Here is a 26,735-nt window from a genome sequence, read left to right as displayed (position 1 = left end):
CGCAAGGAAAATGGAATCAGCTTTCGGAGAACACGCATAACCGACAGAGCAGCGCCAGACGAGTGACCTGAAGCCGTTCTTCGGATTTAGCCGAATATTTTTCGGTATTTATGGTGATACCGGTGTCGCGCAACGGCCTCTCCCTCCCATGCCTTGCGGGAATGCGGCTAGCTCTTCGGCTCCCCGCTCCGCCTTTTATAAAGTCTCTTTATTTGTATTACTATTAGAGACAATCGCCTTCTGTCAAGTCGCCTCTGAGGCCACGTCAGGCCAGTTCCGCAAGCCGAAAAATGAGGCTTTCTTTCGTTCAACCCATTGATTCATCGCATTTTATGGCGAAAATTCACCGCAGTTCACCGAAGCCAAATTGCGGAAAGGCTAAAAAATCGCTTTTCAAGAGTATTACTATATGCTCATAGTGATCGCGTCACGCTGACATCATCTCTGGGAGGATTAAGATGAGAAAAGCTCTCGCGACAGTTACTGTCGCCGTTTCGCTGTGCCTTGCATCAAGTGTTTCCGCCAAATCGCTTACAGTCGGCTTCTCGCAGATCGGTTCGGAATCCGGCTGGCGCGCGGCTGAAACCACCGTTACCAAACAGCAGGCCGAGAAGCGCGGCGTCACGCTTAAGTTCGCCGACGCGCAACAGAAGCAGGAAAACCAGATCAAGGCCGTCCGCGGCTTTATCGCGCAGGGCGTCGACGCAATCCTGATTGCACCGGTCGTCGCAACGGGCTGGGATGCTGTCCTGAAGGAAGCCAAGGAAGAGAAAATCCCGGTCATCCTGCTCGACCGCCAGATCGAGGCTCCCGATGATCTTTACCTGACCGCAGTTACCTCGGACCAGGTCCACGAAGGCAAGGTTGCCGGTGACTGGCTGGTGAAGGACGTCGGTTCCAAGGATTGCAAGGTGGTGGAATTGCAGGGCACGACTGGCTCCTCGCCCGCCATCAATCGCAAGAAGGGCTTCGAGCAAGCCATCGCTTCGCACGCCAATATCAAGATCGTCCGCTCGCAGACGGGTGACTTTACCCGCACCAAGGGTAAGGAAGTGATGGAAAGCTTCATCAAGGCCGAAGGCGGCGGCAAGGACATCTGTGCCGTCTACGCCCACAATGACGACATGGCCGTTGGCGCGATCCAGGCGATCAAGGAAGCCGGTCTCAAGCCCGGAACCGACATCAAGGTCGTGTCGATCGACGCCGTGCCTGACATCTTTAAGGCCATGGCAGCCGGTGAAGCCAACGCCACCGTGGAACTGACGCCCGACATGGCCGGCCCGGCATTCGACGCGCTCGAAGGCTATCTGAAAGACAAGAAGGCTCCGGCGAAGTGGATTCAGACCGAATCCAAGCTCTACACGGCATCTGACGACCCGATGAAGGTCTACGAGGCGAAGAAGGGCCTGGGTTACTAAGCCATTCTTTGCAGAAACGGCGCGTTGATTGCGCCGTCTCTTTCTGTTGAGGAGAGCGAAACCTCTCCGATCCAGTCTGCAGAATGATCTCGTATGGAGCGAGCGCATGCCACTTGTTTCTTCTCCCCGTCCGGGGAGAAGTCCGCGGCAGTGGGATGAGGGGGCAAGCCTGGAGATGTCAGGAGAGCTTGCCCCTTCATCCGACCCTTCGGCCCACCTTCTCCCCGGCGGGGATGAAGAAATACGCCGCTCCCTGCCGATTGCTCTACCAAAACCCATTGCAATACGGAAACTGCTCAATGTCCGAAACGGCACCACTTCTGGAAGCACGCGCCATCGGCAAATCCTTTTTAGGGATCACGGCGCTGGATGGCGTCGACTTTTTGCTTGGGCACGGCGAAATCCATGCCCTGCTCGGCGAAAACGGCGCGGGCAAATCGACGCTGATCAAAATCCTGACGGGCGTCTACAGCCGCGGCAGCGGATCAGTCTTTCTGGAAGGCAGCGAAATCTCGCCCGCCAATGTGGGTGAGGCGCAGGCCCTTGGCATCGGCACCGTCTATCAGGAGGTCAACCTTCTCGAAAACCTCACCGTTGCGGAGAACCTCTACCTTGGCCGCCAGCCGCGGCGCTTCGGGCTGATCGACCGCAGCACGATGCAAAAGAATTCGCAGGCGCTGCTTTCCCAGTACGGCCTTTCCATTGACGTCAACGCCCTTCTCTCCAGCTATTCCGTCGCCATCCGTCAGATCATCGCCATCGCCCGCGCCGTCGATCTTTCCGGCAAGGTGCTGGTGCTGGACGAACCGACCGCCAGCCTCGACGCTCATGAGGTTGAAATGCTGTTCGGCGTACTGAAAAAGCTGCGGGCGCGCGGTATCGGTATCGTAATCATCACTCATTTCCTCAATCAGGTCTACGATATCGCCGACCGGGTGACGGTGCTGCGCAACGGTCGGCTTGTCGGCACACGCGAAATCAGCAGCCTGCCGCGTTCCGAGTTGATATCGATGATGCTCGGCCGGGAACTTCAACAGATTACCCATGACCATCAGGCGACTGAAGAAACAATCGCCGAAGGCGAGCCAAGCATTCGCTTCGAAGGTTATGGCAAACGCGGCAGCGTCTCTCCCTTCGATCTCGGGATACGCCCCGGGGAAATCGTCGGCGTGGCAGGGCTTCTCGGCTCCGGCCGGACCGAAACGGCATTCCTGCTCTTCGGCATAGACCGCCCCGACACGGGCAAAGCAACGATCGACGGGCAGGCGGTGACGATCTCTTCTCCCGAGGCGGCGATTGCGGCCGGTTTCGGTTTCTGTCCCGAAGAACGCAAGACGGACGGCATCATTGGTGATTTCTCCGTGACCGACAACATCGCGCTGGCCCTTCAGGCCCGGCAGGGATGGGCGCGGCCGCTGTCGCGCCGGCAAAAGGCAGAGCTGGCGGAAGGTTTCATCAAATCCCTTGATATCCGCCCGGCCGACCCCGACCGGCCGATCAAGTTCCTGTCCGGCGGCAACCAGCAGAAGGCCATCCTGGCCCGCTGGCTGGCCACCCATCCCCGGCTTCTGATCCTCGATGAGCCGACACGCGGCATCGATATCGGCGCCCACGCGGAAATTCTCAAAATGATCGAAAAACTCTGCAGCGAGGGCATGTCGCTTGTCGTCATATCCTCCGAACTGGAAGAACTCACCGCCGTGGCGCATCGTGTCGTCGTGCTTTCCGACCGCCGGCATGTCAGCGAGCTGAAAGGCGGCGAAGTGACGGCCGACAATATCATGCGTGCGATCGCAGATGCGGCCAGAACGGAGGCGGCATGATGACGGCAGTCAATCGGCGTCTTAGAAGACTTGCACCGCAGCTTGCTGCGCTTTTCATCATTCTCGCAGCGATTACAATCATTTCGCCCGGCTTCCTCAATGTGTCGTTTCAAAATGGCAGGCTCTATGGCAGTCTGGTGGATATTCTTGTGCGCGCCGCCCCCGTGACGCTGCTCACCATCGGCATGACGCTGGTCATCGCGACCAAGGGCATCGATCTTTCCATTGGTGCTGTCATCGCCATCTGCGGCGCCGTCGCCGCCACTCTCATCAGCAATGGACATTCCATTCCCGCCGTCATCGCCATTTCGCTTGGCGTGGGAATTGTCTGTGGCCTCTGGAACGGCGTGCTGGTTGCCCTTCTCGACATACAGCCCATCATCGCCACGCTGATCCTCATGGTGGCAGGGCGCGGCATCGCGCAGCTCATCACCGAGGGCGTCATCCTCACGTTCAACAATGACAGCTTTTCCGCGATCGGCTCCGGCGCATTTGCCGGTGTGCCCCTGCCCGTCATCATCTGGATAACGGCCGCGCTCCTGATAGGCTTTCTCGTTCGCAAGAGCGCACTCGGTTTCCTGATCGAAGCGACCGGCATCAATCGCCGCGCAGCGGCTCTTGCCGGTGTAAGGGCGCGCTTTCTGCTGTTCTTCGTCTATGCCGTTTCCGGTCTTTGCGCGGCGATCGCCGGCATGATCGTGACGGCGGATATTCGTGGTGCGGATGCCAACAATGCCGGCCTTTGGCTGGAATTGGACGCCATATTGGCGGTGGTCATCGGGGGCACTTCACTAAATGGTGGCCGCTTCTCCATCACCGCATCGCTGATCGGCGCGCTCATCATCCAGACCATCAATACCGGCATCCTCGTCTCGGGCTTTCCGCCGGAATTCAACCTCATCATAAAGGCCGGCATCATCATGGTGGTGCTGACGCTGCAATCTCCGGCGATCATGGCCGTCCTCGGTTTCGTGAAAGCGCCAAAGCAGCACGCCAAAACCGCCACCAACGGTATGACCAAGGAAGGAACCGCGCGATGATCCACAGCCGCAACCTGCCCTTCCTCACCACGCTGACGATTTTCGTCGTCGCCTATCTTCTTTGCGTGATGCAATATCCGGCGATCTTTTCGACGCGGGTGATCGGAAATCTTCTTACCGACAACGCCTTTCTTGGCATAGCCGCCGTCGGCATGACTTTCGTCATCCTGTCAGGCGGCATCGATCTCTCAATTGGTTCCGTCATTGCCTTCACCAGCGTCTTTGTGGCCGTCCTGGTCGGCAATTATAACATCCATCCGCTGCTTGCCTTCGCCATCGTGCTTTTGATTTCCACGCTGTTTGGCTGCCTCATGGGCGCGATGATCCGCTTTCTGTCCATCCCGCCCTTTGTGGTGACACTCGCAGGCATGTTCCTGGCGCGCGGGGCTGCCTATCTGATCTCCACCCAGTCGGTGCCGATCTCACATCCTTTCATCGATGCGATACAGGGCTTTTATTTCCGCTTTCCAGGCGGCGGCAGGCTGACGGCGCTCGCCATGCTCATGCTTCTCGTCTTCGCCGCCGGCATGCTGATCGCAAGCCGCACGCGCTTCGGCGCCAATGTCTATGCGCTGGGCGGCAATCCGCAATCTGCCGAGCTGATGGGCGTGCCGATCGGGACCACCACCATTGGCATCTATGCACTTTCCGGCTTTCTCTCCGGCCTCGCTGGCATCGTTTATACGCTTTACACCTCGTCAGGTTACTCGCTGGCGACGGTGGGCGTGGAGCTGGACGCGATCGCCGCCGTCGTCATCGGCGGTACACTTCTGACCGGCGGCACGGGATTGGTCGCGGGAACCTTTGTGGGGCTTTTGATCCAGGGCCTGATCCAGACCTACATCGTTTTTGATGGAACCCTGTCCTCCTGGTGGACGAAAATCGTCATCGGCGTGCTGCTTTTCGTGTTCATCGTGTTGCAGCGCGCAATCATCTGGTATTCAAACAGGAGACTGGCCGGACCGCATCCGGCATAACGCAAACGGAGGCTTGCTTGGGGCTGCTCGAAACGACGATTAGCGGGCGAAAACGCCGGAACAGCCACGCGCATGTGGTTTCCGAACTCGGCAGCGCCATCGTCTCGGGCAGGATCGCCGAAGGCTCTCTGCTGCCCAACGATGCGGAGCTCTCCATGCGTTTCGGCGTCTCGCGCACGGTGCTGCGCGAAACCATGAAGACGCTGGCGGCCAAGCGGCTGGTGGAACCGAAGGCGAAGGTGGGCACCCGGGTGCTCGACCGTTCGAGCTGGAATTTCTTTGATCCAGATGTGCTGGGCTGGCGCTGCGAAGCCGGCATCGACCAGGAATTTGTGAAGCACCTAGCCGAAATTCGGCTGGCGCTGGAGCCGGCGGCGGCGGCGGCAGCAGCTCTCCAGGCCTCCAATGAAGACATTGTCTCGCTTTACGTCATCGCCGCAAAATTCGACAATCCGCAGCATACGCCGGAGAGCATCGCCAAGGTGGATCTCGAGTTCCATCTTGCCGTCGCGCATATGTCCGGCAATCCCTTCATGCGTTCGGCAAGCGGGCTGATCGAGGCGGCGCTTGCCATCTCATTCCAGCTTTCGTCACCGGCCGCATCGCCCGGCACCATCGCGGAGATCGCATCCAACCACCTTCGCATTGTCCACGCCATCGCGGCGCGGGACGCGGATGCGGCGGTGAAGGCCATGCGGCATGTGATCGAAGTGGGCAAGGACCGGACGCAGAAGGCGATCAAGACGGTTTGAAACCCGAAACCAGTCGTAGCGAAGGCGGGCCCACAAGAATGCAGGCCCTTCCTCTCGCCAGGTCCTCAGCCCTGCGATGCCTCTACCTGCGGCACCACGCCGCGCCGCGACGCCATCAGCGAGGCGCCGAGAAGGGCTGCGATGGCCACGAAGACGAACACCATGGTTGCGCCCTGGAGATCGATCAGCAGGCCGCCAAGAACCGCACCGCTGGAAATAGCGATCTGGAATGTCGTAAGCAGCAGCGCACCCGCGCTCTCGGCCTCATCCGAGGCAACACGCGTGATGAAACTCTGCACGCTGACGGGCAATGCGCCGAAGGCAAAACCCCAGGAGGCGATGGCAAGGCCCGCAACAACGGGAGATGCGCCGGCGATCACCAGGATGGAAGCCGATGCGGCGATCAGCGTCGCGGCGAAGGTCACCGCCCAGGCCGTGTTCTTTTCGGCGAGGAAACCACCGAAAAGATTGCCGAAGAAACCGCCGATACCGTAAATCAGCAGAACAAGCGAAATCGCCTCCACGCCAAGCTGCGGCACGTCTTCCAGGAAGGGTCGGACATAGGTGAAGCCGGCAAAGTGGCCCGCAACGATAAATAGCGTCGTCAAAAGACCGATCCGGACCTGCGTTCGCTGAAGCAGCCGGAACATGGTGGAAAGGCCGGGGGCACCGGCCGGCGGCAGCGAAGGCACGGTGAGCAATTGCACGGCGAGCGCAATGACGCCGAGCACGCCGGCAACGACGAAGGCCGATCGCCAGCCGAGCGTCGCGCCAATCCACGCGCCCACCGGTGCCGCACACACGGTTGCGACGGAGACCCCGGTAAGGATGATGGCCATGGCGCGTGGCATTTTTTCAATCGGCACGAGCCGCAACGCCAGCGCCGCCGACATGGCCCAGAAGCCGCCAAGACCGATGCCCAGCAGGACGCGCGAGGCAAAGAGCATGAAAAGCCCATTGGCAAAGGCGGCCAGTGTGCTGGAGATTATCAGCAGCGTGGTCAGCCCCAGCAGGGTCCAGCGCCGGTCAATGCCGCGTGTGCCGATGACGACACCCGGGCCCGCAACCGCAGCGACCAGCGCCGTGACGGTTATGGATTGTCCGGCAATGCCGGAGCTAATGGAGAGATCGGCCGATAACGGCGTCAGGAGGCTGACGGGCAGGAATTCCGCCGTTACCAATCCGAAAACGCCGAGCGAAAGTGAAACCACAGCGGCCCATTTCGCATCCGGCTCGTGTCTGCGCGGCGTATATTCCAGTTCGTTTATGGTCCGGCTATTCATGAAAATCTCCTGATGCGCATTCCCGGAACGCGTCGTGAAACGGAAAGGGTAAGGCGAGGAAGCCGGTTGGGAGCCCCGCTTCGACGACTGCAAATCGATGCAAGCAGGCTATGCGTGACAGCCCGGCGTTTCCATGCTAGAAAATCCGTATTCCTTAACCAATCGTCCGAATATGCGAGATACCATGAACGATGCCCTGACGGAAATGTTGCGTGGCCTTAGGCTTGACGGTGTGGAATATGGCCGCTGCCGCATGGCCACCCCCTGGGCGACGGCTTTTCCCGAACAGGAGGCGGCGCGGTTTCATTTCATCGGCGTGGGGCATGCGAAATTGCAAAAACCCTCGGGTGAATGGCTGACCCTGACATGTGGCGACGCCGTGCTTCTGCCGCGCGGGCATGCACATGTGCTGGCGAGCGGTGAAAAGGTGGCCCCTTCCCCCTTCGACCGGTTCGGCAAGAAGGAAGTGTGTCAGGGCATTTTCGACATGGAGTGCGCGAGTGCGGGTGGCGATACCGTGGCTTTCACCGCTTCGATGCGTTTCAACATGGATAACCTGCATCCGCTGCTGCAGCTGATGCCTGACGTGATGCTGACCAGCGATCTGGCCAAAAGCGATCCGGCCATTCCCCATCTTCTGGAAGCCATGACGCGGGAGGTCGAGCTGAACCGCGTCGGCGCGGGTGGCATTCTGGCGCGGCTGGCCGATGTGCTGACTGCAACGCTGATCCGTACTTGGGTGGAATATGGCTGCGGCGATTCCAGCGGCTGGCTTGCCGCCGTGCGCAATCCCGAACTCGGCCGCGTGCTCGCCGCCATTCATCTCAACCCCGAAAAGGACTGGAGCGTGGAAGAACTCGCCTCCCTGATGGGCGCGTCCCGCTCAAGTTTCGCGGAACGTTTCACCCGCGTGGTAGGAGAAAGCCCCGCGCGTTATGTGGTTCGGGTGCGCATGCATCAGGCGCGGCTGTGGCTGCGAGAGGGCATGCGGGTGACGCTAGCGGCCGAAAAGCTCGGTTACGATTCCGAGGCCTCTTTCAGCCGCGCCTTCAAACGGGTAATCGGCGCACCACCCAGCCAGTTCCGCAGGAAAGATGCGGCAGGGCTGGAGGATGCGGCTTAAGACGCGCCCTCTCGGCGGATATCACAGACTTGGCGGAAATTACGGGAAAGGATCTTTATCCGCTCCACCGCATCTTTCTCATGGGCGGCCGGCGGCGGTCTTTCCCTGATTGTGCGGTGATCCGCTTATTCATATTTTTTCTTGATTTGTTCCTATTTCCCGCAAAGAGTCAAACAGCAGTTGGCGCTCTTCACCAGTTCGTACGGGAAGAGAGGATTCTGGCCTTGCGGCTATCTGTTGCACCGTTAAAACGGAATGATCCGTTTGCCACCTGTTACCCTGACAGACCGGGCGACGGGCATCAGGGTTTGGAGGAACCGATGATGATCGCCAGCTTTCTGATCGCCGTGATCGCGGCAATTCATATTTACATCGTCATCCTGGAAATGCTGCTTTGGGAGAAGCCTGCCGGTCGCAAGGCCTTCGGTCTTTCCGCGGATTTTGCCCGGCAGACGAAAGTGCTGGCCGCCAATCAGGGTCTTTATAATGGCTTTCTCGCAGCGGGGCTGACCTATGGGCTCACGCAGGGTGACGACGGGCTGAACTTCAAAGTCTTCTTCCTGAGCTGTGTGCTGGTGGCCGGTATTTTTGGCGCCGTGACAGCCAATATCAAAATCCTGTTTATTCAGGCATTGCCGGCATTGTTTGCGCTCGGCTTCCTCTGGATCGGAGTATGAACAAATGACCGCATGGAACGATACGTCCGCAAGAGACGCTCTCAACCGCATCTTCATGACCGCAGTAACCAGCGCCGATCCCTCTAAAGTGTTGCAACAACACCTGCCCTCCCCGCCTAGAGGGCGGTGTGTGGTGGTTGGCGCAGGCAAGGCTTCCGCCGCAATGGCCGCAGCGCTTGAGGCGGCATGGCCAAGTGTCGATCTTTCCGGCGTGGTGGTGACGCGTTACGGCCATGCCGTCCCGACCGGGCGCATTGAAATCATCGAAGCCTCGCATCCGGTGCCGGACGACAGGAGCGCCGAAGCCGCAAAACGTATTCTCGCCGCCGTTGAAGGGTTGACTGCAGACGACATGGTCATCGCGCTGATTTCCGGCGGTGGTTCGGCGCTGATGGTCTCACCCGCCGAGGGAATGACGCTTGCGGACAAGATGGCGGTCAACCGCGCTTTGCTTGCCAGCGGCGCCACGATTTCCGAAATGAACGCCGTGCGCAAGCACCTCTCCCGCATCAAGGGCGGGCGACTGGCGATGGCCGCCAAACCGGCGAGGGTCGTTTCCCTGCTGATCTCCGACGTGCCGGGCGACGATCCCTCGGAAATCGCCTCGGGCCCGACGGTCGCCGATCCGAGCGATATTGAAACCGTGCGGGAAATCGTTTCCCGTTATGCGCTCGATCTTCCCGAAAATGTGCGCAAAGTGCTGGAAAAGGGCGAGGAAACCCCGAAGGCCGGCGATATCGCGGAAGATATCCGGCTCATCGCCGCCCCCTCGCTCGCCTTGCAGGCGGCAGCGGATGAGGCGGTGAAGCTTGGCTTAACGCCGCTCATCCTCGGGGATTCGCTGGAGGGTGAATCCAGGGATGTCGGCGCGGTCATGGCCGGTATCGCGATTTCCGCCCGCCGCAAGGGCCTGCCACTCAAAGGCCCGGCCGTTTTGCTTTCCGGCGGCGAAACCACGGTTACGATCGGCAAGGGGCCGGCCGGCAAGGGCGGCCGCAACACGGAATTCCTGCTGAGCCTTGCGCTGACGCTCAAAGGTGCTGATGGCATATGGGCCATTGCCGGCGATAGCGACGGCATAGACGGAGTGGAGGATGCCGCGGGCGCCGTGGTGACGCCGGACACACTTGCCCGTATGCGCGCAGCCGGCGTCGATCCGCGCCAGTCACTCGTGAGCCACGACAGCTATACGGCTTTCAGGGCGGCAGGAGATCTTGTCGTGACCGGCCCAACGCTCACGAATGTCAATGACATCAGGGCGATTTTGATCGGCTGAAGCGGGGCATTGGCAGAGACTACTGAGCTTCCGGCACGTGCTCGTAGAGGAGCACGTTTTGACTATGCTCTCGGACAGGAGTAATCTGGCGAGATATCCTTTGGAGCCTCAGCCATGCGTCCTGGAGTGCTCATACTTGGCTTGGCCATCGCCCTTATCCCAGCTTTGGCGGATGCCCATAATTGCAAATGCCGAAATCGCGGTGTCATTTTTCAGCTCGGCCAGACGTCCTGCCTCAGAGTCGATGGCGGGTCCTATCTGGCCCGCTGCGAGATGAAACTCAACGTTTCCTCCTGGACCAAAATCCAGGACGGCTGCCCCGTGACGCAACGTGTGGAGTCGATATCGTCCAGCGCTTATCACTGAGTTTTGTGCCCCAGTCTATGAAGGGCTAGCACATCAGCTTTTTTCTTCTCCCCGTGGCGGGGAGAAGAAATACGCTGCAACTCGCCTCAGAGCTTCACCCAGCCACCGTTCTTCTTGCCGGACTCGATGCAGGCCGTAACAAAGGCGACACCCTTTACGCCATCATCGACGGTCGGGTAAATCACGGCCTTGTCGAGCACCGAGCCGGTGCGGCGGGCTTCGATGGCATGCGCCGCCTCGGTATAGATCGTTGCGAAGGCTTCGAGATAACCTTCCGGGTGGCCGGAAGGGATGCGGGTGACGCGTGCTGCGGCAGCCCCTGCCCCGGCACCGCCGCGGGTGATCAACTGCTTCGGCTCGCCAAGCTTCGTGAACCAGAGATAGTTCGGGTCGGCCTGCGTCCATTCGATGCCGGCCTTGTCACCATACACACGAACTTTCAGCCCGTTTTCGTGGCCGACCGCAACCTGGCTGCACCAGAGCAGCCCCTTTGCCGGCTGCTTGCCACCCTTCGGCTTGAAACGCAGCATCACATGCGCATTGTCGTCCAGCCGGCGGCCTTCGACAAAGGTATGCACATCTGCCGCCAGTTCGTCGACTTCCAGACCGGAAATGAAGCAGCCGAGATTATAGGCATGCGTGCCGATATCGCCTGTGGAACCACCCGCACCGGATTGGGCCGGGTCGGTGCGCCAGACAGCCTGTTTGGCACCCGTCTGCTCGATGGGTTCCGCCAGCCAGTCCTGCGGATACTCCATCTGCACCAGACGGATCGTGCCGAGAGCGCCGGATTCCACCAGTTCCCGTGCATGCCGCACCATCGGATAGCCGGTGTAATTATGCGTCAGGATGAATAGCGCATCGGCCTTGTCGGCGACGTCCTTCAGCTTTTTGGCGTCCTCCAGATTGGAGGTCAGCGGCTTGTCGCAGATGACATGGATGCCACGCTCCAGAAACGCCTTCGCCGCCGGATAATGCACGTGGTTGGGCGTGACGATCGCCACCGCCTCTATGCCATCCTCGCGTAGCGCCTCCTTTTCGGCCATCTCCTCGAACGAGCCGTAGCAACGCTCGGGATCGAGCCCCAGTTCACGACCGGAGGCGAGGGATTTTTCCGGGGTCGAAGACAGCGCCCCTGCCACGAGATCGAAACGGTTGTCGAGCCGCGCCGCCATGCGGTGAACACCACCGATAAAGGCACCCGAGCCGCCGCCCACCATGCCAAGGCGAATCCGCTTGTTCGCCTTGTCGGTTGTCTTTCCTTCAATAGCCATAATGTTTCCTCTGCAATGCTCTCAAAGCCCAAGCATACGGCGGTTGGCCGCATCGTCGGTGCCACCAGATGCGAAATCGTCAAAGGCTTTTTCCGTGACGCGGATGATATGCGCCTTGACGAATTCAGCCCCTTCGCGGGCGCCGTCTTCAGGATGTTTCAGCGCACATTCCCACTCGACCACGGCCCAGCCGTCGAAATCATTGGCGGCCATTTTCGAGAAAATCGCACCGAAATCGACCTGCCCGTCGCCCAGCGAACGGAAGCGGCCGGCCCGTTCCACCCAGCCCTGATACCCACCGTAAACGCCCTGCCGTCCGGTCGGGTTGAACTCCGCATCCTTGACATGGAACATCTTGATGCGGTCTTTGTAGATATCGATATTATCGAGATAATCGAGGCATTGCAGCACGTAATGCGAGGGGTCGTAGAGCATGTTGGCACGGGGGTGGTTCCTCACCCGTTCCAGGAACATCTCGAATGTGACGCCATCATGCAGATCTTCACCCGGGTGGATTTCATAGCAGACATCCACACCCTGCTCATCGGCATAATTGAGGATCGGCGTCCAGCGTTTGGCAAGTTCGTCAAAGGCTGTTTCTACAAGACCGGCCGGGCGTTGCGGCCACGGGTAGACGAAAGGCCAGGCGAGCGCGCCGGAAAAGGTCGCATGCGCCTTGATGCCGAGATTTCTGGAGGCTTTCAGCGCAAACTTCACCTGCTCCACCGCCCATTGCTGACGCGCTTTCGGGTTGCCACGCACTTCCGGTGCGGCAAAACCGTCAAAAGCCTCGTCATAGGCTGGATGAACCGCAACAAGCTGGCCCTGCAAGTGGGTGGAAAGCTCGGTCACTTCCACACCGTTCTGGCGCGCGACACCGGCGAATTCGTCGCAATAGTCCTTCGATTCCGCCGCTTTCTTGAGATCGATCAGCTGCCCGGCCCAGGTCGGCACCTGCACGCCGGCATAGCCTTTTTCCGCCGCCCATTTGGTAATGCCGTCCCAGCTGTTGAAGGGGGCCGCATCACCGGCGAACTGACCGAGAAAAAGACCCGGTCCCTTGATCGTTCTCATAAAAATCTCCTCCTGCATCGATACAGTTGCGCGGTAACTCCGCTTTTTTCCCAATCACCAAGCTAACCGCTCGTGATTTTCAGACAAGCCCCAAAAGCGAAGGGGCAAGAGAATTTCAGCATTTCATCAAGAACATCTGGGCACTTAAAGCGCCAGTCCGCTCGCCCTGTCGAAGACGTGCACGCGCTCATGGTGCACGGTGGCGGCAAAGGGGGTGTTGACCTTCACCGGCTGCTCACCATCCACCACTGCCGTGACTTGATCGCCCGCCAATTCGAAGACCACATGGGTCTGCGCGCCGGTTGGCTCCACCAGCACCGTTCTGCCGGTAAGCGAGATATCTCCCCCAATCGCGGAACCGATATGTTCGGGGCGAAGCCCGATCGTCACGGGCTGGCCGCGCTTGACCTTGCGGGAGGCGGCAATGCGGATCGCGGTTCCGTCCTTCAGCCGGGCGGCGGGCTGGTCACCCTCGCCATCCACCACGCCTTCTATAAGGTTCATCGCGGGCGAACCGATGAAGGCGGCGACGAAGAGATTTGCCGGCGTCTTGTAAAGCTCAAGCGGTGTGCCCTGCTGCTCGATGCGGCCGTGATTGAGCACCACGACCCGGTCGGCCAGAGTCATAGCCTCGATTTGGTCATGGGTGACATAGATGGAGGTCGTGCCGACCTTCTGGTGCAGCGCCTTGATTTCGCTGCGCATCTGCACGCGCAGCTTGGCATCGAGGTTAGAGAGCGGCTCATCGAACAGGAAGACAGCGGGGTTGCGAACGACAGCGCGGCCCATGGCGACACGCTGGCGCTGGCCGCCGGAAAGCTGCGACGGCTTGCGGTCCAGCAGCTTGCCGAGATCAAGCATACGGGCAGCTTCCGCAACACGCTCTTCAATGACGTTTTTCGGCTGGCCGGCAAGCTTCAGATTGAAGCCCATGTTTTCAGCCACCGTCATATGCGGGTAAAGCGCGTAGGACTGGAACACCATGGCGATGTTGCGCTCGCGCGGGGTCATGCCGTTGACCACCTTGTCGCCGATGAGAATATCGCCATCGGTGATTTCTTCCAGCCCGGCGATCATGCGCAGCAGGGTGGATTTGCCGCAACCGGAAGGGCCGACCAGCGCGATGAATTCTCCATCAGCAATATCGAGCGATATGCCGTGAATGACATCGAGCGCGGCATAGGACTTGCGGATCTCTCTAAGTTCGACGGAAGCCATATTTTGCTCCTTTCACGTCACGATTTGACGGCACCGGCCGTCAGGCCCGCGATGATGTGTTTCTGTGCGAGGAAGAAGACGATGACGGTCGGCAGGATCGTCAGCGTGATGAAGGCGAGAACGAGCTGCCACTCCGTGCCGAATTCGCCGCGATAAACCATGATGCCGAGCGGCCAGGGATATTTCGATTCCGAATTCAGCATGATCAGCGGCAGGATGTAGCTGTTCCAGCTGCCGACAAAGGAAACGATGCCAACGGTCGCCACGATCGGCCGCGAAAGCGGCACGGAAATATGCCAGAAAAAGCGCAGATAGCCGCAGCCATCCACAAAGGCCGCCTGAAACAGCTCGTCGGGCAGATTACGGAAGTAATTGCGGAACAGGAGAATGCTCATGCCGAGGCCAAAGGCCACCTGCGGCAGCACCACGCCCCAATAGGTATCGAGCAGGCCAAGATCGCGAATGCGGATGAAGAGCGGCAGAATGGCTGTGGCCGCCGGGAACATCAGCCCGAGCAGGAAATAATTGAGCAGGAAAGACGAGCCAAAGAACTTCACATGCGCGAAAGTGAAGGCCGCCATGGCCGAAACTGTCAGCGTCAGGAACACCGTCAGCAGTGCGATGACGAGCGAATTGAAAATCTGCAGCCAGTAGCGTTTGCCAAGCAGGATATCGCCGTAATTGGCCCATTGCCATTCGGCCGGAATTCCGAACGGGTTAACGCGCAGGTCTCCCAGCGTCTTGAAGCCACCGAGCGCCGTCGTCAGAAGCGGGATGAGCACGATGGCCGCAATCAGGCTCAATGAAATATAGAGATAAAGCTTGGTTTGCAGCGGCATGCGGACGGAAGTGGATGTGTCAGTCATGGCGCATGAAAATCCTTTTGTAACCGAAGGCGAGCGTCACGCAGATGACGAAGAGAACGACGCCAACCGCGCTGCCAAGCCCCACCTGCATGCGCATGACGCCGTAGGTGTAGAGGAAGGTGACCATGGTCTGCGTGGAGTTGGACGGGCCACCGCCGGTCAGCGGCATGATCATGTCGAACAGCTGCAATGAGCCGATGACCGCGAAGAAGACGGAAAGGCGCACCGTGGAGCCCAGCATCGGCAGCGTGACGTAACGGAATTTCTGCCAGCCGGACGCGCCGTCGATTTCGGCCGCTTCCAACACGTTCTTGTCGACGGATTGAAGGCCGGCGATGAACAACATCATGTGGAAACCGAAATATTTCCAGACGATGACGCCGAGCACGGCATAGATCGCCACATCCTTGTCAGCCAGCACATAGGGATTGGCGAAACCGAAGAAATTGGAAATGGCGGCAAACAGGCCATAATCGCCATCATAAACGAAACGCCAGATCAGACCCGCCGCGACGTCAGCCAAAACGTAAGGCAGGAAGAATACCAGCCGGAAGGCGACGACACCGGGAATGCGGTGCGCCAGCATCATGGCGAGCCAGATGGCCAGCGGAATCTGGATCAGGATCGAAATGAGGATGATGAGGCCGTTATTGATCAGGGCCTGCGAGAATGCGGCATTGCCGAAAAGCACCTGGAAATTCTTCAAGCCGACAAAATCGGTCGGCGTGCCGTAGCCGTTCCAGCGATAAAGGCTGTACCACGCCGCCTCGCCCATGGGCAGGATGACAAACAGGGTAAAGAGCAAAAGTGCGGGCGGCAGGAAGACCAGAAGGGTCAATGCCCGGTCATGCGCGACCGAACTTTGCTTGCGCCTGGCCTTGGCCGCGCCGCGCGCCGGTATGGACGCAGAAGTCATGGAAATATCCGTCATCTCTATCCGCTTTCATGGAGGCAGATAAGCAGCGCCGCACATTCGCGGCGCCGCCATGGAAACCAGATCAGCGCAGTTCGAATGCGTCTTGAATCTGCTGGGCGCCCTCTTCGGCAGTCATCTGGCCGGAAACGATCTCAACCGAGATATCGTTGACGACACGACCGACGGCAGCGCCGAGCGTCTGGTCGAAGAAGTTCTGGTGCCAGGTGGAAGCAGCCAGCTGCTTGGCGGAATCCGCCAGCAGCGGGTTCTTCACCGCACCGGCAGCCCCTGTGGCAACCGGCAGGATCATACCGGCGGTCGCCATTTTCTCTTCGCTTTCCTTGCTGGTCAGGAAGGTGGCGAAATCGACAGCCTCCTTGGAGGCGTTCTTGGTGAGCGCCCAGCCGTTCAGGCCGCCCAGAGTGTCTGTAGCCTTGCCTGCGCCGCCTTCGACCACTGGGAAAGCGAAGCGACCGATATTTTCAGGGGCCAACCCCTTGCCGTCGCCGGCATTCTTGCGCTGGTTCGCTTCGGTATTGTCAAAGCCGAGAATGATTGCGGCCTTGCCATCGCCAAAGACGCCCAGTGCCTGTGGCCAGGTTGCACCGAGATACCCCGGCTGGAAGGGTTCGAGCTTGCCGAACTCGGCCAGTTGCTCTCCCGCCTTGATAATCGCCGGATCCATAAAGCCTTCGCCTTCACCCTTGCGGGCTGCGTCAAACACGGCCTGGCCGCCATTGCGCATCACGAGATAGCTCCAGTAGAAGTGGATCGGCCATTTCTCACCGCCGCCACCTGCAATCGGCACGATGCCGGCGTCTTTGATCTTCTTCACCGTCGCGCTGAAGTCCGCCCAGGTCTTGATGTCTTCGGCCTTCACACCGGCCTTGGCGAAAAGCTCCTTGTTATAGAAGAAGCTGACGAGGCTGACACGATAAGGTACGGCCCAGACCTTGCCGTCGAAAGACAGGCCGTCAATTGCGGAAGCGTTATAGGCCTGGCGCAGCTTGCCGCCATCGGCGTCGAAAACCTCCGTCAGATCCTTCAGCGCACCGGTTTTGGACTGTTCCTCAAGAACGCCGCCGCCCCAGCTATAGAAGAAGTCCGGAACATCGTTCGATTGCAGCAAGGTCGGCAATTTTGCCTTGAAGGCTTCGTTTTCGAGGAACTGCAGTTGAACATCCACATCGGGGTGCTTGGCCTCGTATTCCTTGGCAATTTCTTCCCAGACAGCCACGGATTTCGGGTCCAGCTCAACATGCATCCATTTAACGACCGTCGCGGCCGAGGCGCTTGCTGCGCCGAGCATGAGAGCAATGCTTGTCGTTGCGGCAAAGCCTGTCAGCCTGCCGCTCAGGCTTGCGCCTGCGTGCCAAATCGTCATGATGGTGATCCTCCCTCGGGGATTTCCTCATTTATTCCCCAATGCGGATTAATTCACATTAGCCCTCGCCCAATGTCAAGGCACTATGCCGATTTTTTGCGCGAACAGCTTGACACACCCCTCCCCTACACCGTTATTTAATCCGCAACCCGACGTAAATCGGTTCTCGAACCGGCATTGATCGCAGCAGGACCCCATGAAGACCGCAGACCCCGAACTAATGCGCGCGATCAACAGGCTGAGCGTGCTGGACAGCATCCGCCGACATGGGCCCATTTCCCGCGTTGAGATCAGCGAACGCACCCAGCTTTCCACCACGACCGTTTCCGCCATTACCGCCTCACTTTTGGATGACGGGCTCATCCTGACCCGGCACCTGGGCGATATCCGCACCGAAGGTGGGCGCGGCAGACCGCGTGTGATGCTGGAACTGAATCCGGATGCCGCCCGCGTTGTGGGCGCCAAGATTGCCGCAAACCGCATGGTCTTTGTCGTCACCGATTTTTGCGGCAATGTACTCTCCACGCTTGCCTTGCCGATCCGGGTAGACCGTCAGCCCATCGGCGTCATCGCCGATCTGGTGGAGGACGGCGTAAGACGTTGCGTCGTCGATGCCGGTCTATCGCTTGAGGATGTGGACATGGTCTGTCTCGGCCTGCCCGGCGTCATCGAACATCGCACCGGCAAGATTCGAAGCAGCCCGATTTTGCGGGAAGTGAATGTTAATTTCGCTGAGGAAATGACAGCACGGCTGAATTCGCCGACCATTATCGAAAGTGACGCCCACGCGATCACGCTTGCCCATCACTGGTTCGGCCATGCGCGCGATCTCGAAGACATGGTGCTGATTTCGCTGGAACAGACGCTCGGCCTTGGCGTGCTGCACCAGAACCAGCTCTTCCGTGGCGCGGGCGGTCTCAGCCACAATCTGGGTGACCTCGTCATCGGCCTTGCCAATGAAGGCACGGTGCGGCTGGCGAGCCAGGCCGGTGAAAACGCAATTTTGGGCTCCCGCCCGGCGGATGGGCGTTTTGCCGAAGCGATCCGGCTCGGCCGTGGCATGCAACATGCTCATGCGCTGATTGCGGCCGAAGATCACGACCTCATCACGGCCGCCTTGCGAGCCGGTGCCGCCCTCGGCCTGACACTTGCCAATATCGTCACGCTGTTTGCACCGCCGCGGGTCATCATTACCGGCTCCAGCCTCGAACTTGGCGAACCTTTCATCGCCAGCATTCGCAACAGCTACAATGCCGCAGTGCCGCCATCTCTGGCCGGTGTGGCGGAACTGGTTTTCGATGTTGCAAGCGACGAATTGTGGGCGCAGGGGGCCGCGGCCGTTGCGCTTTACGAACTTTACGAATCGCCATGGAACACGACCGGGCCAGCGCTCTAACCCGCAGGGGTAAGCACAGGCCAAGGCATTTCTGATTTACGGGAGGATTATATGAACAAAGTCGGCATCGGCATCATTGGCTGCGGCAACATTTCCAGCGCCTATCTCAAGGCCATGGCTTCGTTTCCCATTCTCGACATTCGCGGTCTTGCGGATATGAACGAGCAGGCGGCAAAGGCCCGCGCCGACGAATTCGGCCTCCAGGCGGCAAGCATCGACGCACTTCTCGCCGATCCCTCGGTGGAGATCATCGTCAACCTGACGATCCCCAAGGCGCATGTGGAAGTGGGTCTGCGCGCGCTGGACGCCGGCAAGCACGCCTATTCGGAAAAACCGTTGGGCATCAATTTCGCCGAAGGCAAACGCCTTGCGGACGCGGCAAAGGCAAAGAGCCTGCGTATCGGTTCGGCTCCGGACACCTTCCTCGGCGGCGGGCACCAGACAGCGCGCCGGTTGATCGACGAGGGTGTGCTTGGCCAGCCCGTGGGCGGCACCGCCACCTTCATGTGCCCCGGCCATGAACGCTGGCACCCCAACCCAGCCTTCTATTATGAGGTTGGTGGCGGGCCGATGCTGGATATGGGACCCTATTACATCACCGATCTCGTCAACCTGTTCGGCCCGGTCGCCAGGGTGGCGGGTTTTGCCATTGCCCCCCGCAACGAACGCCTCATTACAAGTGAGCCAAAGAACGGCGAAAAGATCCCCGTCCATGTCGCCACCCATGTGTCCGGCGTGCTGGCCTTCGAGAATGGCGCCGTTGTGCAGGTGGGTATGAGCTTCGATGTCGCCGGCCACAAACATGTGCCGCTGGAACTCTACGGCACGGAAGGTACGCTGATCGTCCCCGATCCCAACCATTTTGGCGGCGAAGTGCAATTGTTGAAGAAGGGCGGACAGTTCGAGCCGCAGACCCTGTCTTCGCCCTATGCAGACGGAAATTACCGTTCGATCGGCGTCGCCGACATGGCCTACGCCATCCGCGAGAACCGTCCGCACCGCGCCAATGGCGATCTTGCCCTCCACGTGCTGGAAGTCATGGAAGCCTTCCAGACGGCGTCAGATAGCGGCACGACCGTTTCCATCACCACCAAGGCGGAACGTCCTGCTCCGCTTGAAACATCGCTGGTCGACGGCCAGCTCGGCAAATAATCCCGAGGAGGAAATAAATGCGCGAAGCACTCATCGTCTGGGGCGGCTGGAGCGGCCACGAGCCGCAGGAATGCGCCACCATCGTCAAGGACATTCTGGAGGAGGACGGTTTCAAGGTCTATGTCGAGCACAGCACCGAGGCTTTCGCCGATCCGTCGGTGCATGATCTCAGCCTTGTTGTGCCTATTGTCACCATGTCAAAGATCGAGAAGGAAGAAATCAAGAACCTGACGGCGGCTGTTGAAAACGGCGTCGGCATCGCCGGCTTTCATGGTGGCGCGGGCGACAGTTTTCGCGAATGCGTGGAATACCAGTTCATGATCGGCGGGCAATGGGTCGCCCATCCCGGAAATATCATTGACTACACGGTCAACATCACCCGCCCTGACGATCCGCTGATGGAGGGGATTTCCGATTTTCCTTACACGTCAGAGCAATATTACATGCATGTCGACCCCTCCAACGAGGTTCTGGCGACGACGAAATTCACCGGTGACCACGCCTGGTGGATCGACGGCGTGGTGATGCCGGTGGTCTGGAAACGCAAATACGGCAAGGGCCGCGTGTTTTATTCGGCGCTCGGCCACCAGGCCAAGGAATTTTCCGTGCCGCAGATGAAAACCATGTTCCGCCGCGGCGCCAACTGGGCGGCGCGTTGAGGTTATCGGCAGCCTCTCCCTCGCAACGTCATCCTCGGCCTCGCGCCGAGGATCGGCAGCAAATCCTCGGGACAGGCCAGAGGATATCGGGGGATAGGTTCCACGTTCCCGACAAGCCGAGAAGATGAACACCTCAAGCCCGAACAATTTCTTCCATCGCCATCGCCGCCCCCAGCACATGGTCATCCGTACCGTCCAGGCCTGAAAGCAGCACACCGACCGGCATGCCTGCGTCACCCGTTCCACAGGGGATCGAAACACCGCAGAGATCGAAGAAGTTACCGATCTGCGTGTTGCGCAGGGTTTTTGCATTCATGGCGAAAAAAGCATCGTCACTTTGGAGAAGCGGCGCGACCCTGGCCGCAACATGCGGCAATGTCGGCGACAGCAGCAGTTCGCCTTTCCCCATCATTCCCGAAAACGCCGCAGTCATGCGTTCACGCGCATCGACGATGGCTATGTAATCCGGCACTGAAATATTGGCCCCCAGCTTCGTTCGTGCGACAACGCGCGGGTCCATGTGCGCGGCATCAGCACCTTCCAGCCGGGTTTTGTGCAGGGCGAAGGCCTCCGCGGTCACCAGCGCGCCCTTTTCCTTGATAAGCTCGAACAGTTCCGAAAAAATCGGGAATGCCTCTCGCCGCACCGAGGCACCGGCGCGGACAAGACGGTCTATCGCCTGCTCGAAAGCGGCCGCGACTTCGTCCTCGATTCCGTCGAAAAATACGGTCTCGGGCACCACAAGAGAAAGGCTGGAAAGTGGCACGCGCTGCACATCGGCGGCAGTCCTACCCCGCATGGCGGCATCCACCCAGACCGCATCCTGAACCGTGCGGGTGAGGGGCCCGAGCGAATCGAGACTCTTCGCCAATGGATATACGCCGCGCATCGAATAACGGCCGCGGCTGGCCTTGTAGCCTACCACGCCATTGAAAGCGGCGGGGATGCGGACCGATCCGCCGGTATCCGTGCCGATCGCCACCGGCACCAGACCGGCCGCCACGGCCACGCCCGCACCGGAGGAGGAGCCGCCGGGCAGACGGTGTCCATCCTTGGAAAGGGGATTGCGCGGCGTGCCGTAATGCGGATTGATGCCAAGACCGGAAAATGCAAACTCGCTCATATTCGTTCGGCCGATGCAGATCATGCCGGCCTGTTTCAGCGCGGTCACCACATCAGCGTCCCGCGACGCAGGCTCATCATCCGCAAGCACGGTCGATCCGGCCGTGGTCACCGTTCCCTCCAGATCAAAAAGATCCTTCCAGGCCACGGGAATGCCGTCGAGAAGCCCGCGGGAACGGCCTTCGCGAATGCGTGTCGATGCGGCCTCCGCTTCGGCGGCGGCCCGCTCCGCCGTCAGCCCTATGAAAATGGCCTGATCGGCCTCCTGACGGATCGCATCGACTGTCTCTTCCACCAGGGCGCGCGGATCAAGGTGGCCACCCTGGATGAGAGCGGAAAGCTGCGCGATGTTCTTGCCCCTGTGAGCCATGACGAAATTCCCTAAAATCGGCGTATGATGCCCAACATGCCGTTTATGCAAGGCTTGGCAAGGCCGGTCGCGGGATTTTCCCGGGCGGCCGTTGCCGCCACTGGAACTCGGCTGCCAGAGTCTATTTCTCAACCTGAAGTGCAAGGAAGGACAACTTATATAAGCAGCGACTGTAAAAAGACGGATTAATTCTTAATCGCATCTAAACTTTGTTGAATTATTTAGCAGACACCATTGAAGTGCATGCCCTATAAAAATTCCATAAAACAATCATAACGCGACATCGCGGGGGACTATCGCGAATGGAAGAGACTGCCTATCGGGGGATGGATAGACAGGTAGAGCCCGGCCACATGCTTCGCTCAACGACGCCGCCGGAAAAGGGCCGGTCGTCGCGGCGGCGCTCGCTCGCCAGCAAGATCACCCTGATTTTCCTGGGTGGGGTGATTTTCGCCTACAGCATCGGCGCGCTTGTGGGCTGGTACATGTTCGTTGCCGCCGCCAGCGAACAGTGGCTCAATCAGGCTCGCGTCAACTCCCAGATTGCCAGCGCCACCCTTCGAAGCATCTACACCTATGTCAGCGTAACGGCTGATGCCGATGGCCAGGTCAACGGCATTTTGACCGACAAGCCCATCGGCGACGATGAATCCATTCTCGTTACGGGCTTCAATCCAAGCGATGTTCTCGCGCTCATAGGCGCCCAGACGAAAAATGCCGTCTGGCTGTTCCGCTATGATGACGCCGATTCCGGTTTCAGGCAGATCGCAGCCGCCTTCGACAACGCTACAGACGATGATGAAAAACCGCTCGCTACCGACCCGATCTTCGCCAGAGATGCCGTGGCGGCGCGCTTCGCGACGGGGTTTGCAACCATAGGCGACTCCAGCCACTATATCGGCCTGCTGCCGATCATCAGTACGGAGACGAAAAAGCCGATCGGCGCGGTCGCCGTCAGCATCGGTGGTTCGGATGCGCTTTATGGTGCGCAGCGCAAACTGATCTACAATTCGCTCATCGCGCTGATCGTGGTGCTGACCGTGACAGGTGTTCTGGTAACGGTGATCGCGCGGCATTTCCTGAAACCCGTACCGGCGCTGGTGCAGGCGACCCTGCGGATCGCCCGCGAGGAAACCGATGTCGCAACCCCCTTTCAGGATCGACGGGATGAAATCGGCGACATGGCAACCGCCATCGAGACGCTGCGCGAAGCCGTTCTGGAACGCGGACGCCTGCGGCAGATACGCGACATGGCGCAGCAAATGGAGCACATGGCCCATCACGATGCGCTGACCGGGCTTCCAAACCGGGTGCTGCTGATGAAGACGCTGGAAAACCGCCTTGAGCATCTCTCCGCGTCCGGCCAGCTGTTCAATGTCATGCTGCTGGACCTCGACCGTTTCAAGGCCGTTAACGACACGCTCGGGCACGCGGCCGGCGACGCCCTGCTGGTGGCTGTCGCTTCGCGGATCTCCTCCGTCCTCGGAGAAAACGACATGGTGAGCCGCCTGGGCGGCGATGAATTCGCGATCATACAGTCGACAAGCGGCGACTTTGAGAGCGATGCGGCGATGCTGGCAGCGCGGGTGGTGCATGCCGTGTCGCGCAGTTTCGCGCTCGAAGGCAGCGACATCAGCATCGATACCAGCATCGGCATCGCCTGTGCGCCCGGTCACGGCACATCGGCCACACAGCTGCTGCAACATGCCGATCTCGGCCTTTACCGGGCGAAATCCATGGGTTGCGGCTATTTCGTCTTCTATGAGCCAGGCATGGACATGGCTGCGCAGCACAAGCACGCGCTGGAAATAGACATGAAATCCGCCCTCGAAAACCATGAGTTCGAGCTGCATTACCAACCCGTGGTCAATCTGCAGAGCGGCCGCATCGTCGCGTATGAAGCGCTTGCCCGCTGGCGCCACAGCAAGCTTGGCCTGATCTCTCCGGACCGCTTCATCGCGCTTGCGGAAGAAAACAACTTCATCAGGCCCTTGGGCGAGTGGGTTTTGGCGCAGGCCTGCATGGATGCAATGACCTGGCCGAAGGATATCAGACTTGCCGTCAATCTATCCGCCGTTCAGCTTTGCAATGACGATATCGTCCCCATTGTGGACCGGGCGCTTGAAGCATCCGGATTCCCGGCCGAACGGCTTGAGCTGGAAGTGACGGAAACGGCCATGCTTGAGCGCGACAGCAGCACGCGCGTTCTAAAAATGCTGAAGGAAAGAGGCGTCCGCCTCGCGCTTGATGATTTCGGCACCGGTTATGCGGGGCTCAGCACGCTCACCCACGTCGCTTTCGACAAGATCAAGATCGACCGCGAATTCGTTTCCGGCCTTCCGACCAATCCCATGTGTTCGGCTATCGTCAACACCGTCATCGACATGGCCGAACAGATCGGGCTGAAGGTGACCGCCGAGGGGGTGGAAAACATGGAGCAAGTCGAGGTGCTCAAACTTTCCGGATGCGACGAGGCCCAGGGCTATTATTTCGCCGAGCCTGCACCGCTTGCGCAGGTTCTAAAAAACCGTGCGGTCATCGTCCAAGTGGGAAGAACCGAAATCGCCGATCGAGCCGCGCAAACGGGCCACGATGCCGGACGACCGACACAGGAAACCTATTGCCCTTCACAAAAAGCGATTTGAGAAACCGGCCGCCGGCCAAGAGGACATAAATGCGTATTGCAGTCTATTGCCTTTTCCTCACATGCTTTGCCCCCCTCACCCCGCTGCAGGCCGCCGGTGAAGGCGACACGCTTCAGCAGATCGCCAGGACCGCAAAAATCCGCATCGGCTATCGTGAGGCTGAACCTCCCTTTTCCTATCAGCTGCCGAACGGAGAAGTGACCGGTTTCTCAACCGATCTCTGCAGGACGATCAGCGAGGACATTCGCAAGTCCCTGAAACTCGACAAGCTCGACGTCGAATATGTCAAGGCCACGCCCGCCACCCGCTTCATCCTTGTCCGCGGCGGTCAGATCGATATCGAATGCGCCGCCACGACCAATAATAGCGACCGTCGCAGGATCGTGGACTTTTCCTATCCGAATTTCATGACGGCAACACAGTTTCTCTCGCGCAAGCAGGACAATCTGAAAAGCCTCGCCGATCTGGCAGGCAGGTCAGTCACATCCGCCTCCGGAACCGTTAATATTGAGCAGCTCAATGCCGTGAACCGCGAGAAGAACCTTAATATCTCCGTCATGCCGACGAAAACCAACGAGGAAGCCTTCGCCCTCGTCGTTTCCGGCAAGGCTTCGGCTTTCGTGATGGATGGTATCCTGCTGGCGGCGCTGGCGGCGACATCTGAAAATCCGGATCTTTATGCGCTTTCCGAGGAGACGCTGAGCGCACCCGAACCCTATGGGCTGGTCTTCCGTCGCGACGACCCGGCCTTCAAGGCGGTCGTCAACGACAGTCTGAAACGGATTTTCACTGGCCCCGCCATTCATGATCTCTATGAAAAATGGTTCACCAGACCCATTCCGCCAAACGGCATGAATCTGAACCTGCCGATGGCAGCAGCTCTGAGACAGGCCTACGAACAACCGAAAGAATATCAGGATTAAGGTGCTCGCACCCCCGCCTCCATTTTCATGAAAACACGTTTCGACAGATACTTTAGCTGGAGATGCGCGATGCAGAGATCGACATTATGGCTTGCATTAGGAATTTTTAGCCTTTTATCCACTTATGCGGCCGGGCAGGAAGTGCAGCCGCCGACACTCGAGACCATTGCTAGAACCGGTATCATCCGGCTGGGTTATGCCGATCGCAATATCCCCTTTTCGTATCTCGGCACCGGCCCGGAGCCGATCGGCTACAGCATCGAGCTTTGCCTCAAGGTGGTGGATTCCATCAGGGAAAAACTGGATTTGCCGGGACTGAAGGTCGACTTCGTCAAACGCACGCCCAGCAATCGGATCACGCTTCTCAATGACGGCACGATCGACATGGAATGTGTGGCGAGCACGAACACGGAAGAACGGCGCAAGGCCGTATGGTTCTCCTACAGCCACTTCATCACCGGTACGCGATACGTGGCGCTGAAATCGAGCGGCCTGAATACCGTCGCGGATCTTGCCGGGCGTACCGTGGTGGTAACGACGGGAACCATCAATATCGGCCAGTTGAACGTGCTCAATCGCAAACTGGGGCTGAACATCGCCGTGCTGCAAAATGACAGCACCGAAGGCGGTTTCGAGATGGTGACGGAAAACCGTGCTTCGGCTTTCGTCATGGACGATATTCTTCTGCGATCCTTCGTCGCCGAAACAGGCAGGCCTGAGGATTACGCAATTTCAAATGAATATCTTGCGCCACCTCAACCCTACGGCCTGATGCTTCGCCACGGCGATACCGGTTTCAGAGATGCCGTCAACGAGGCCCTGGGTGAAATCTATGCGAGCGGTGAAATCGAGAAAATCTACGAGAAATGGTTCAACGCTCCGATCCCGCCGAACGGGATGAACCTTCAGCGCCCGCTTCCGGACGATCTCGCTGACGCGTTTCGAAATCCCGTGGATACGACCGCGCAATAAAACGCCGCCCCGGTTGGGGCGGCGTCTTT

At 59.3% G+C, this 26,735-nt stretch carries 23 protein-coding genes; 15 read left to right on the top strand and 8 right to left on the bottom strand.

The genetic code is table 11. The features are described 5' to 3' along the window. The first annotated feature begins 458 nt into the window (after positions 1-458). From ytfQ to ACZ47E_RS17395, 5 genes are all read left to right on the top strand, one after another. Positions 459-1,418: a galactofuranose ABC transporter, galactofuranose-binding protein YtfQ gene (gene ytfQ / locus ACZ47E_RS17415; protein WP_464017066.1), complete on the top strand. Its 960-nt coding sequence runs from the start codon at positions 459-461 to the stop codon at positions 1,416-1,418. A gap of 299 nt (positions 1,419-1,717) precedes the next feature. Beyond that, the gene (locus ACZ47E_RS17410) at positions 1,718-3,241 is read left to right on the top strand and encodes a sugar ABC transporter ATP-binding protein (RefSeq protein ID WP_112765373.1); all 1,524 of its coding nucleotides are present in this window, start codon (positions 1,718-1,720) and stop codon (positions 3,239-3,241) included. Further along, complete coding sequence (locus tag ACZ47E_RS17405) at positions 3,241-4,281, top strand: ABC transporter permease (RefSeq protein WP_162699263.1); 1,041 nt, start codon at positions 3,241-3,243, stop codon at positions 4,279-4,281. The genes ACZ47E_RS17410 and ACZ47E_RS17405 overlap by 1 nt, the downstream gene beginning before the upstream one ends. Next, positions 4,278-5,258 (top strand): galactofuranose ABC transporter, permease protein YjfF, encoded by a 981-nt coding sequence (gene yjfF / locus ACZ47E_RS17400; protein ID WP_333898647.1) that lies wholly within the window; start codon positions 4,278-4,280, stop codon positions 5,256-5,258. Before ACZ47E_RS17405 ends, yjfF begins: the two co-directional genes overlap by 4 nt. 17 nt (positions 5,259-5,275) lie before the next feature. Continuing rightward, the gene (locus ACZ47E_RS17395; RefSeq protein ID WP_006697251.1) at positions 5,276-6,010 is read left to right on the top strand and encodes a FadR/GntR family transcriptional regulator; all 735 of its coding nucleotides are present in this window, start codon (positions 5,276-5,278) and stop codon (positions 6,008-6,010) included. 65 nt (positions 6,011-6,075) lie between these two features. On the opposite strand, the gene ACZ47E_RS17390 is transcribed toward ACZ47E_RS17395, so the two are convergent. Further along, positions 6,076-7,293, bottom strand: a complete 1,218-nt coding sequence (locus tag ACZ47E_RS17390; protein WP_022563720.1) for an MFS transporter — start codon at positions 7,291-7,293, stop codon at positions 6,076-6,078. 184 nt (positions 7,294-7,477) lie between these two features. On the opposite strand from ACZ47E_RS17390, the gene ACZ47E_RS17385 reads away from it, so the two are divergent. The 4 genes from ACZ47E_RS17385 to ACZ47E_RS17370 all read left to right on the top strand — a co-directional run bounded on the left by ACZ47E_RS17385 (position 7,478) and on the right by ACZ47E_RS17370 (position 10,735). Continuing rightward, positions 7,478-8,416, top strand: a complete 939-nt coding sequence (locus ACZ47E_RS17385) for an AraC family transcriptional regulator (protein WP_035208187.1) — start codon at positions 7,478-7,480, stop codon at positions 8,414-8,416. Between the two features lie 323 nt (positions 8,417-8,739). Next, the gene (locus tag ACZ47E_RS17380) at positions 8,740-9,093 is read left to right on the top strand and encodes a DUF1304 domain-containing protein (protein WP_035208332.1); all 354 of its coding nucleotides are present in this window, start codon (positions 8,740-8,742) and stop codon (positions 9,091-9,093) included. A 4-nt stretch (positions 9,094-9,097) separates the two neighbouring features. Further along, a complete protein-coding gene (locus tag ACZ47E_RS17375) occupies positions 9,098-10,369 on the top strand; it encodes a glycerate kinase type-2 family protein (protein WP_464017065.1) in 1,272 nt (423 codons plus the stop codon). 114 nt (positions 10,370-10,483) lie between these two features. Further along, complete coding sequence (locus tag ACZ47E_RS17370; protein ID WP_112765376.1) at positions 10,484-10,735, top strand: hypothetical protein; 252 nt, start codon at positions 10,484-10,486, stop codon at positions 10,733-10,735. Between the two features lie 86 nt (positions 10,736-10,821). Here the strand turns inward: ACZ47E_RS17370 and ACZ47E_RS17365 are convergent, their stop codons facing one another. The 6 genes from ACZ47E_RS17365 to ACZ47E_RS17340 form a co-directional block, all read right to left on the bottom strand. Next, positions 10,822-12,009 carry a Gfo/Idh/MocA family protein gene (locus ACZ47E_RS17365; RefSeq protein ID WP_035208184.1) on the bottom strand — a complete coding sequence of 396 codons (1,188 nt, stop codon included), beginning with the start codon at positions 12,007-12,009 and terminating at the stop codon, positions 10,822-10,824. 21 nt (positions 12,010-12,030) lie between these two features. Then, positions 12,031-13,083: a sugar phosphate isomerase/epimerase family protein gene (locus ACZ47E_RS17360; RefSeq protein WP_112765417.1), complete on the bottom strand. Its 1,053-nt coding sequence runs from the start codon at positions 13,081-13,083 to the stop codon at positions 12,031-12,033. A 144-nt stretch (positions 13,084-13,227) separates the two neighbouring features. Further along, positions 13,228-14,301 carry an ABC transporter ATP-binding protein gene (locus ACZ47E_RS17355; RefSeq protein ID WP_006697244.1) on the bottom strand — a complete coding sequence of 358 codons (1,074 nt, stop codon included), beginning with the start codon at positions 14,299-14,301 and terminating at the stop codon, positions 13,228-13,230. A gap of 17 nt (positions 14,302-14,318) precedes the next feature. Beyond that, positions 14,319-15,167, bottom strand: coding sequence for a carbohydrate ABC transporter permease (locus ACZ47E_RS17350; RefSeq protein WP_022563716.1), 849 nt, complete (start codon positions 15,165-15,167; stop codon positions 14,319-14,321). Then, complete coding sequence (locus ACZ47E_RS17345) at positions 15,160-16,098, bottom strand: carbohydrate ABC transporter permease (protein ID WP_004438845.1); 939 nt, start codon at positions 16,096-16,098, stop codon at positions 15,160-15,162. Before ACZ47E_RS17345 ends, ACZ47E_RS17350 begins: the two co-directional genes overlap by 8 nt. Positions 16,099-16,165: 67 nt before the next feature. Then, on the bottom strand, positions 16,166-17,467 hold the full coding sequence (locus tag ACZ47E_RS17340) for an extracellular solute-binding protein (protein ID WP_034498157.1): 1,302 nt from the start codon (positions 17,465-17,467) through the stop codon (positions 16,166-16,168). A 196-nt stretch (positions 17,468-17,663) separates the two neighbouring features. Between ACZ47E_RS17340 and ACZ47E_RS17335 the strand changes: the two genes are divergently transcribed. Genes ACZ47E_RS17335 through ACZ47E_RS17325 form a run of 3 tightly spaced genes read left to right on the top strand, consistent with a single transcriptional unit; the run spans position 17,664 to position 20,674 of the window. Then, positions 17,664-18,863 carry an ROK family transcriptional regulator gene (locus ACZ47E_RS17335; RefSeq protein WP_004438840.1) on the top strand — a complete coding sequence of 400 codons (1,200 nt, stop codon included), beginning with the start codon at positions 17,664-17,666 and terminating at the stop codon, positions 18,861-18,863. A 51-nt stretch (positions 18,864-18,914) separates the two neighbouring features. Beyond that, positions 18,915-20,015, top strand: coding sequence for a Gfo/Idh/MocA family protein (locus ACZ47E_RS17330; RefSeq protein ID WP_107340042.1), 1,101 nt, complete (start codon positions 18,915-18,917; stop codon positions 20,013-20,015). 17 nt (positions 20,016-20,032) lie between these two features. Further along, entirely contained in the window at positions 20,033-20,674 is a 642-nt protein-coding gene (locus ACZ47E_RS17325) for a ThuA domain-containing protein (protein WP_003506506.1), read from the top strand. 133 nt (positions 20,675-20,807) lie between these two features. On the opposite strand, the gene ACZ47E_RS17320 is transcribed toward ACZ47E_RS17325, so the two are convergent. Next, entirely contained in the window at positions 20,808-22,166 is a 1,359-nt protein-coding gene (locus ACZ47E_RS17320; protein WP_112765378.1) for an amidase, read from the bottom strand. A gap of 302 nt (positions 22,167-22,468) precedes the next feature. Between ACZ47E_RS17320 and ACZ47E_RS17315 the strand changes: the two genes are divergently transcribed. From ACZ47E_RS17315 to ACZ47E_RS17305, 3 genes are all read left to right on the top strand, one after another. Continuing rightward, complete coding sequence (locus ACZ47E_RS17315; RefSeq protein ID WP_112765379.1) at positions 22,469-24,811, top strand: EAL domain-containing protein; 2,343 nt, start codon at positions 22,469-22,471, stop codon at positions 24,809-24,811. A 29-nt stretch (positions 24,812-24,840) separates the two neighbouring features. Further along, positions 24,841-25,734 (top strand): amino acid ABC transporter substrate-binding protein, encoded by an 894-nt coding sequence (locus ACZ47E_RS17310; RefSeq protein WP_108081225.1) that lies wholly within the window; start codon positions 24,841-24,843, stop codon positions 25,732-25,734. A gap of 69 nt (positions 25,735-25,803) precedes the next feature. Next, a complete protein-coding gene (locus ACZ47E_RS17305) occupies positions 25,804-26,706 on the top strand; it encodes an amino acid ABC transporter substrate-binding protein (protein WP_112765380.1) in 903 nt (300 codons plus the stop codon). The last annotated feature ends 29 nt before the right edge of the window (positions 26,707-26,735 follow it).

The sequence above is a fragment of the Agrobacterium sp. 5Ca39 genome (genome assembly GCF_055382365.1).
Note: the sequence above shows the minus strand (reverse complement) of the source record. Positions and strands in the feature narration are given on the sequence as shown.

Coding starts and splice junctions, on each gene's coding strand:
- ytfQ (WP_464017066.1), top strand. CDS start 459: ATGAGAAAAGCTCTCGCGACAGTTACTGTCGCCGTTTCGCTGTGCCTT.
- ACZ47E_RS17410 (WP_112765373.1), top strand. CDS start 1,718: ATGTCCGAAACGGCACCACTTCTGGAAGCACGCGCCATCGGCAAATCC.
- ACZ47E_RS17405 (WP_162699263.1), top strand. CDS start 3,241: ATGACGGCAGTCAATCGGCGTCTTAGAAGACTTGCACCGCAGCTTGCT.
- yjfF (WP_333898647.1), top strand. CDS start 4,278: ATGATCCACAGCCGCAACCTGCCCTTCCTCACCACGCTGACGATTTTC.
- ACZ47E_RS17390 (WP_022563720.1), bottom strand. CDS start 7,293: ATGAATAGCCGGACCATAAACGAACTGGAATATACGCCGCGCAGACAC.
- ACZ47E_RS17385 (WP_035208187.1), top strand. CDS start 7,478: ATGAACGATGCCCTGACGGAAATGTTGCGTGGCCTTAGGCTTGACGGT.
- ACZ47E_RS17380 (WP_035208332.1), top strand. CDS start 8,740: ATGATCGCCAGCTTTCTGATCGCCGTGATCGCGGCAATTCATATTTAC.
- ACZ47E_RS17375 (WP_464017065.1), top strand. CDS start 9,098: ATGACCGCATGGAACGATACGTCCGCAAGAGACGCTCTCAACCGCATC.
- ACZ47E_RS17370 (WP_112765376.1), top strand. CDS start 10,484: ATGCGTCCTGGAGTGCTCATACTTGGCTTGGCCATCGCCCTTATCCCA.
- ACZ47E_RS17365 (WP_035208184.1), bottom strand. CDS start 12,009: ATGGCTATTGAAGGAAAGACAACCGACAAGGCGAACAAGCGGATTCGC.
- ACZ47E_RS17360 (WP_112765417.1), bottom strand. CDS start 13,083: ATGAGAACGATCAAGGGACCGGGTCTTTTTCTCGGTCAGTTCGCCGGT.
- ACZ47E_RS17355 (WP_006697244.1), bottom strand. CDS start 14,301: ATGGCTTCCGTCGAACTTAGAGAGATCCGCAAGTCCTATGCCGCGCTC.
- ACZ47E_RS17350 (WP_022563716.1), bottom strand. CDS start 15,167: ATGACTGACACATCCACTTCCGTCCGCATGCCGCTGCAAACCAAGCTT.
- ACZ47E_RS17345 (WP_004438845.1), bottom strand. CDS start 16,098: ATGACGGATATTTCCATGACTTCTGCGTCCATACCGGCGCGCGGCGCG.
- ACZ47E_RS17340 (WP_034498157.1), bottom strand. CDS start 17,467: ATGACGATTTGGCACGCAGGCGCAAGCCTGAGCGGCAGGCTGACAGGC.
- ACZ47E_RS17335 (WP_004438840.1), top strand. CDS start 17,664: ATGAAGACCGCAGACCCCGAACTAATGCGCGCGATCAACAGGCTGAGC.
- ACZ47E_RS17330 (WP_107340042.1), top strand. CDS start 18,915: ATGAACAAAGTCGGCATCGGCATCATTGGCTGCGGCAACATTTCCAGC.
- ACZ47E_RS17325 (WP_003506506.1), top strand. CDS start 20,033: ATGCGCGAAGCACTCATCGTCTGGGGCGGCTGGAGCGGCCACGAGCCG.
- ACZ47E_RS17320 (WP_112765378.1), bottom strand. CDS start 22,166: ATGGCTCACAGGGGCAAGAACATCGCGCAGCTTTCCGCTCTCATCCAG.
- ACZ47E_RS17315 (WP_112765379.1), top strand. CDS start 22,469: ATGGAAGAGACTGCCTATCGGGGGATGGATAGACAGGTAGAGCCCGGC.
- ACZ47E_RS17310 (WP_108081225.1), top strand. CDS start 24,841: ATGCGTATTGCAGTCTATTGCCTTTTCCTCACATGCTTTGCCCCCCTC.
- ACZ47E_RS17305 (WP_112765380.1), top strand. CDS start 25,804: ATGCAGAGATCGACATTATGGCTTGCATTAGGAATTTTTAGCCTTTTA.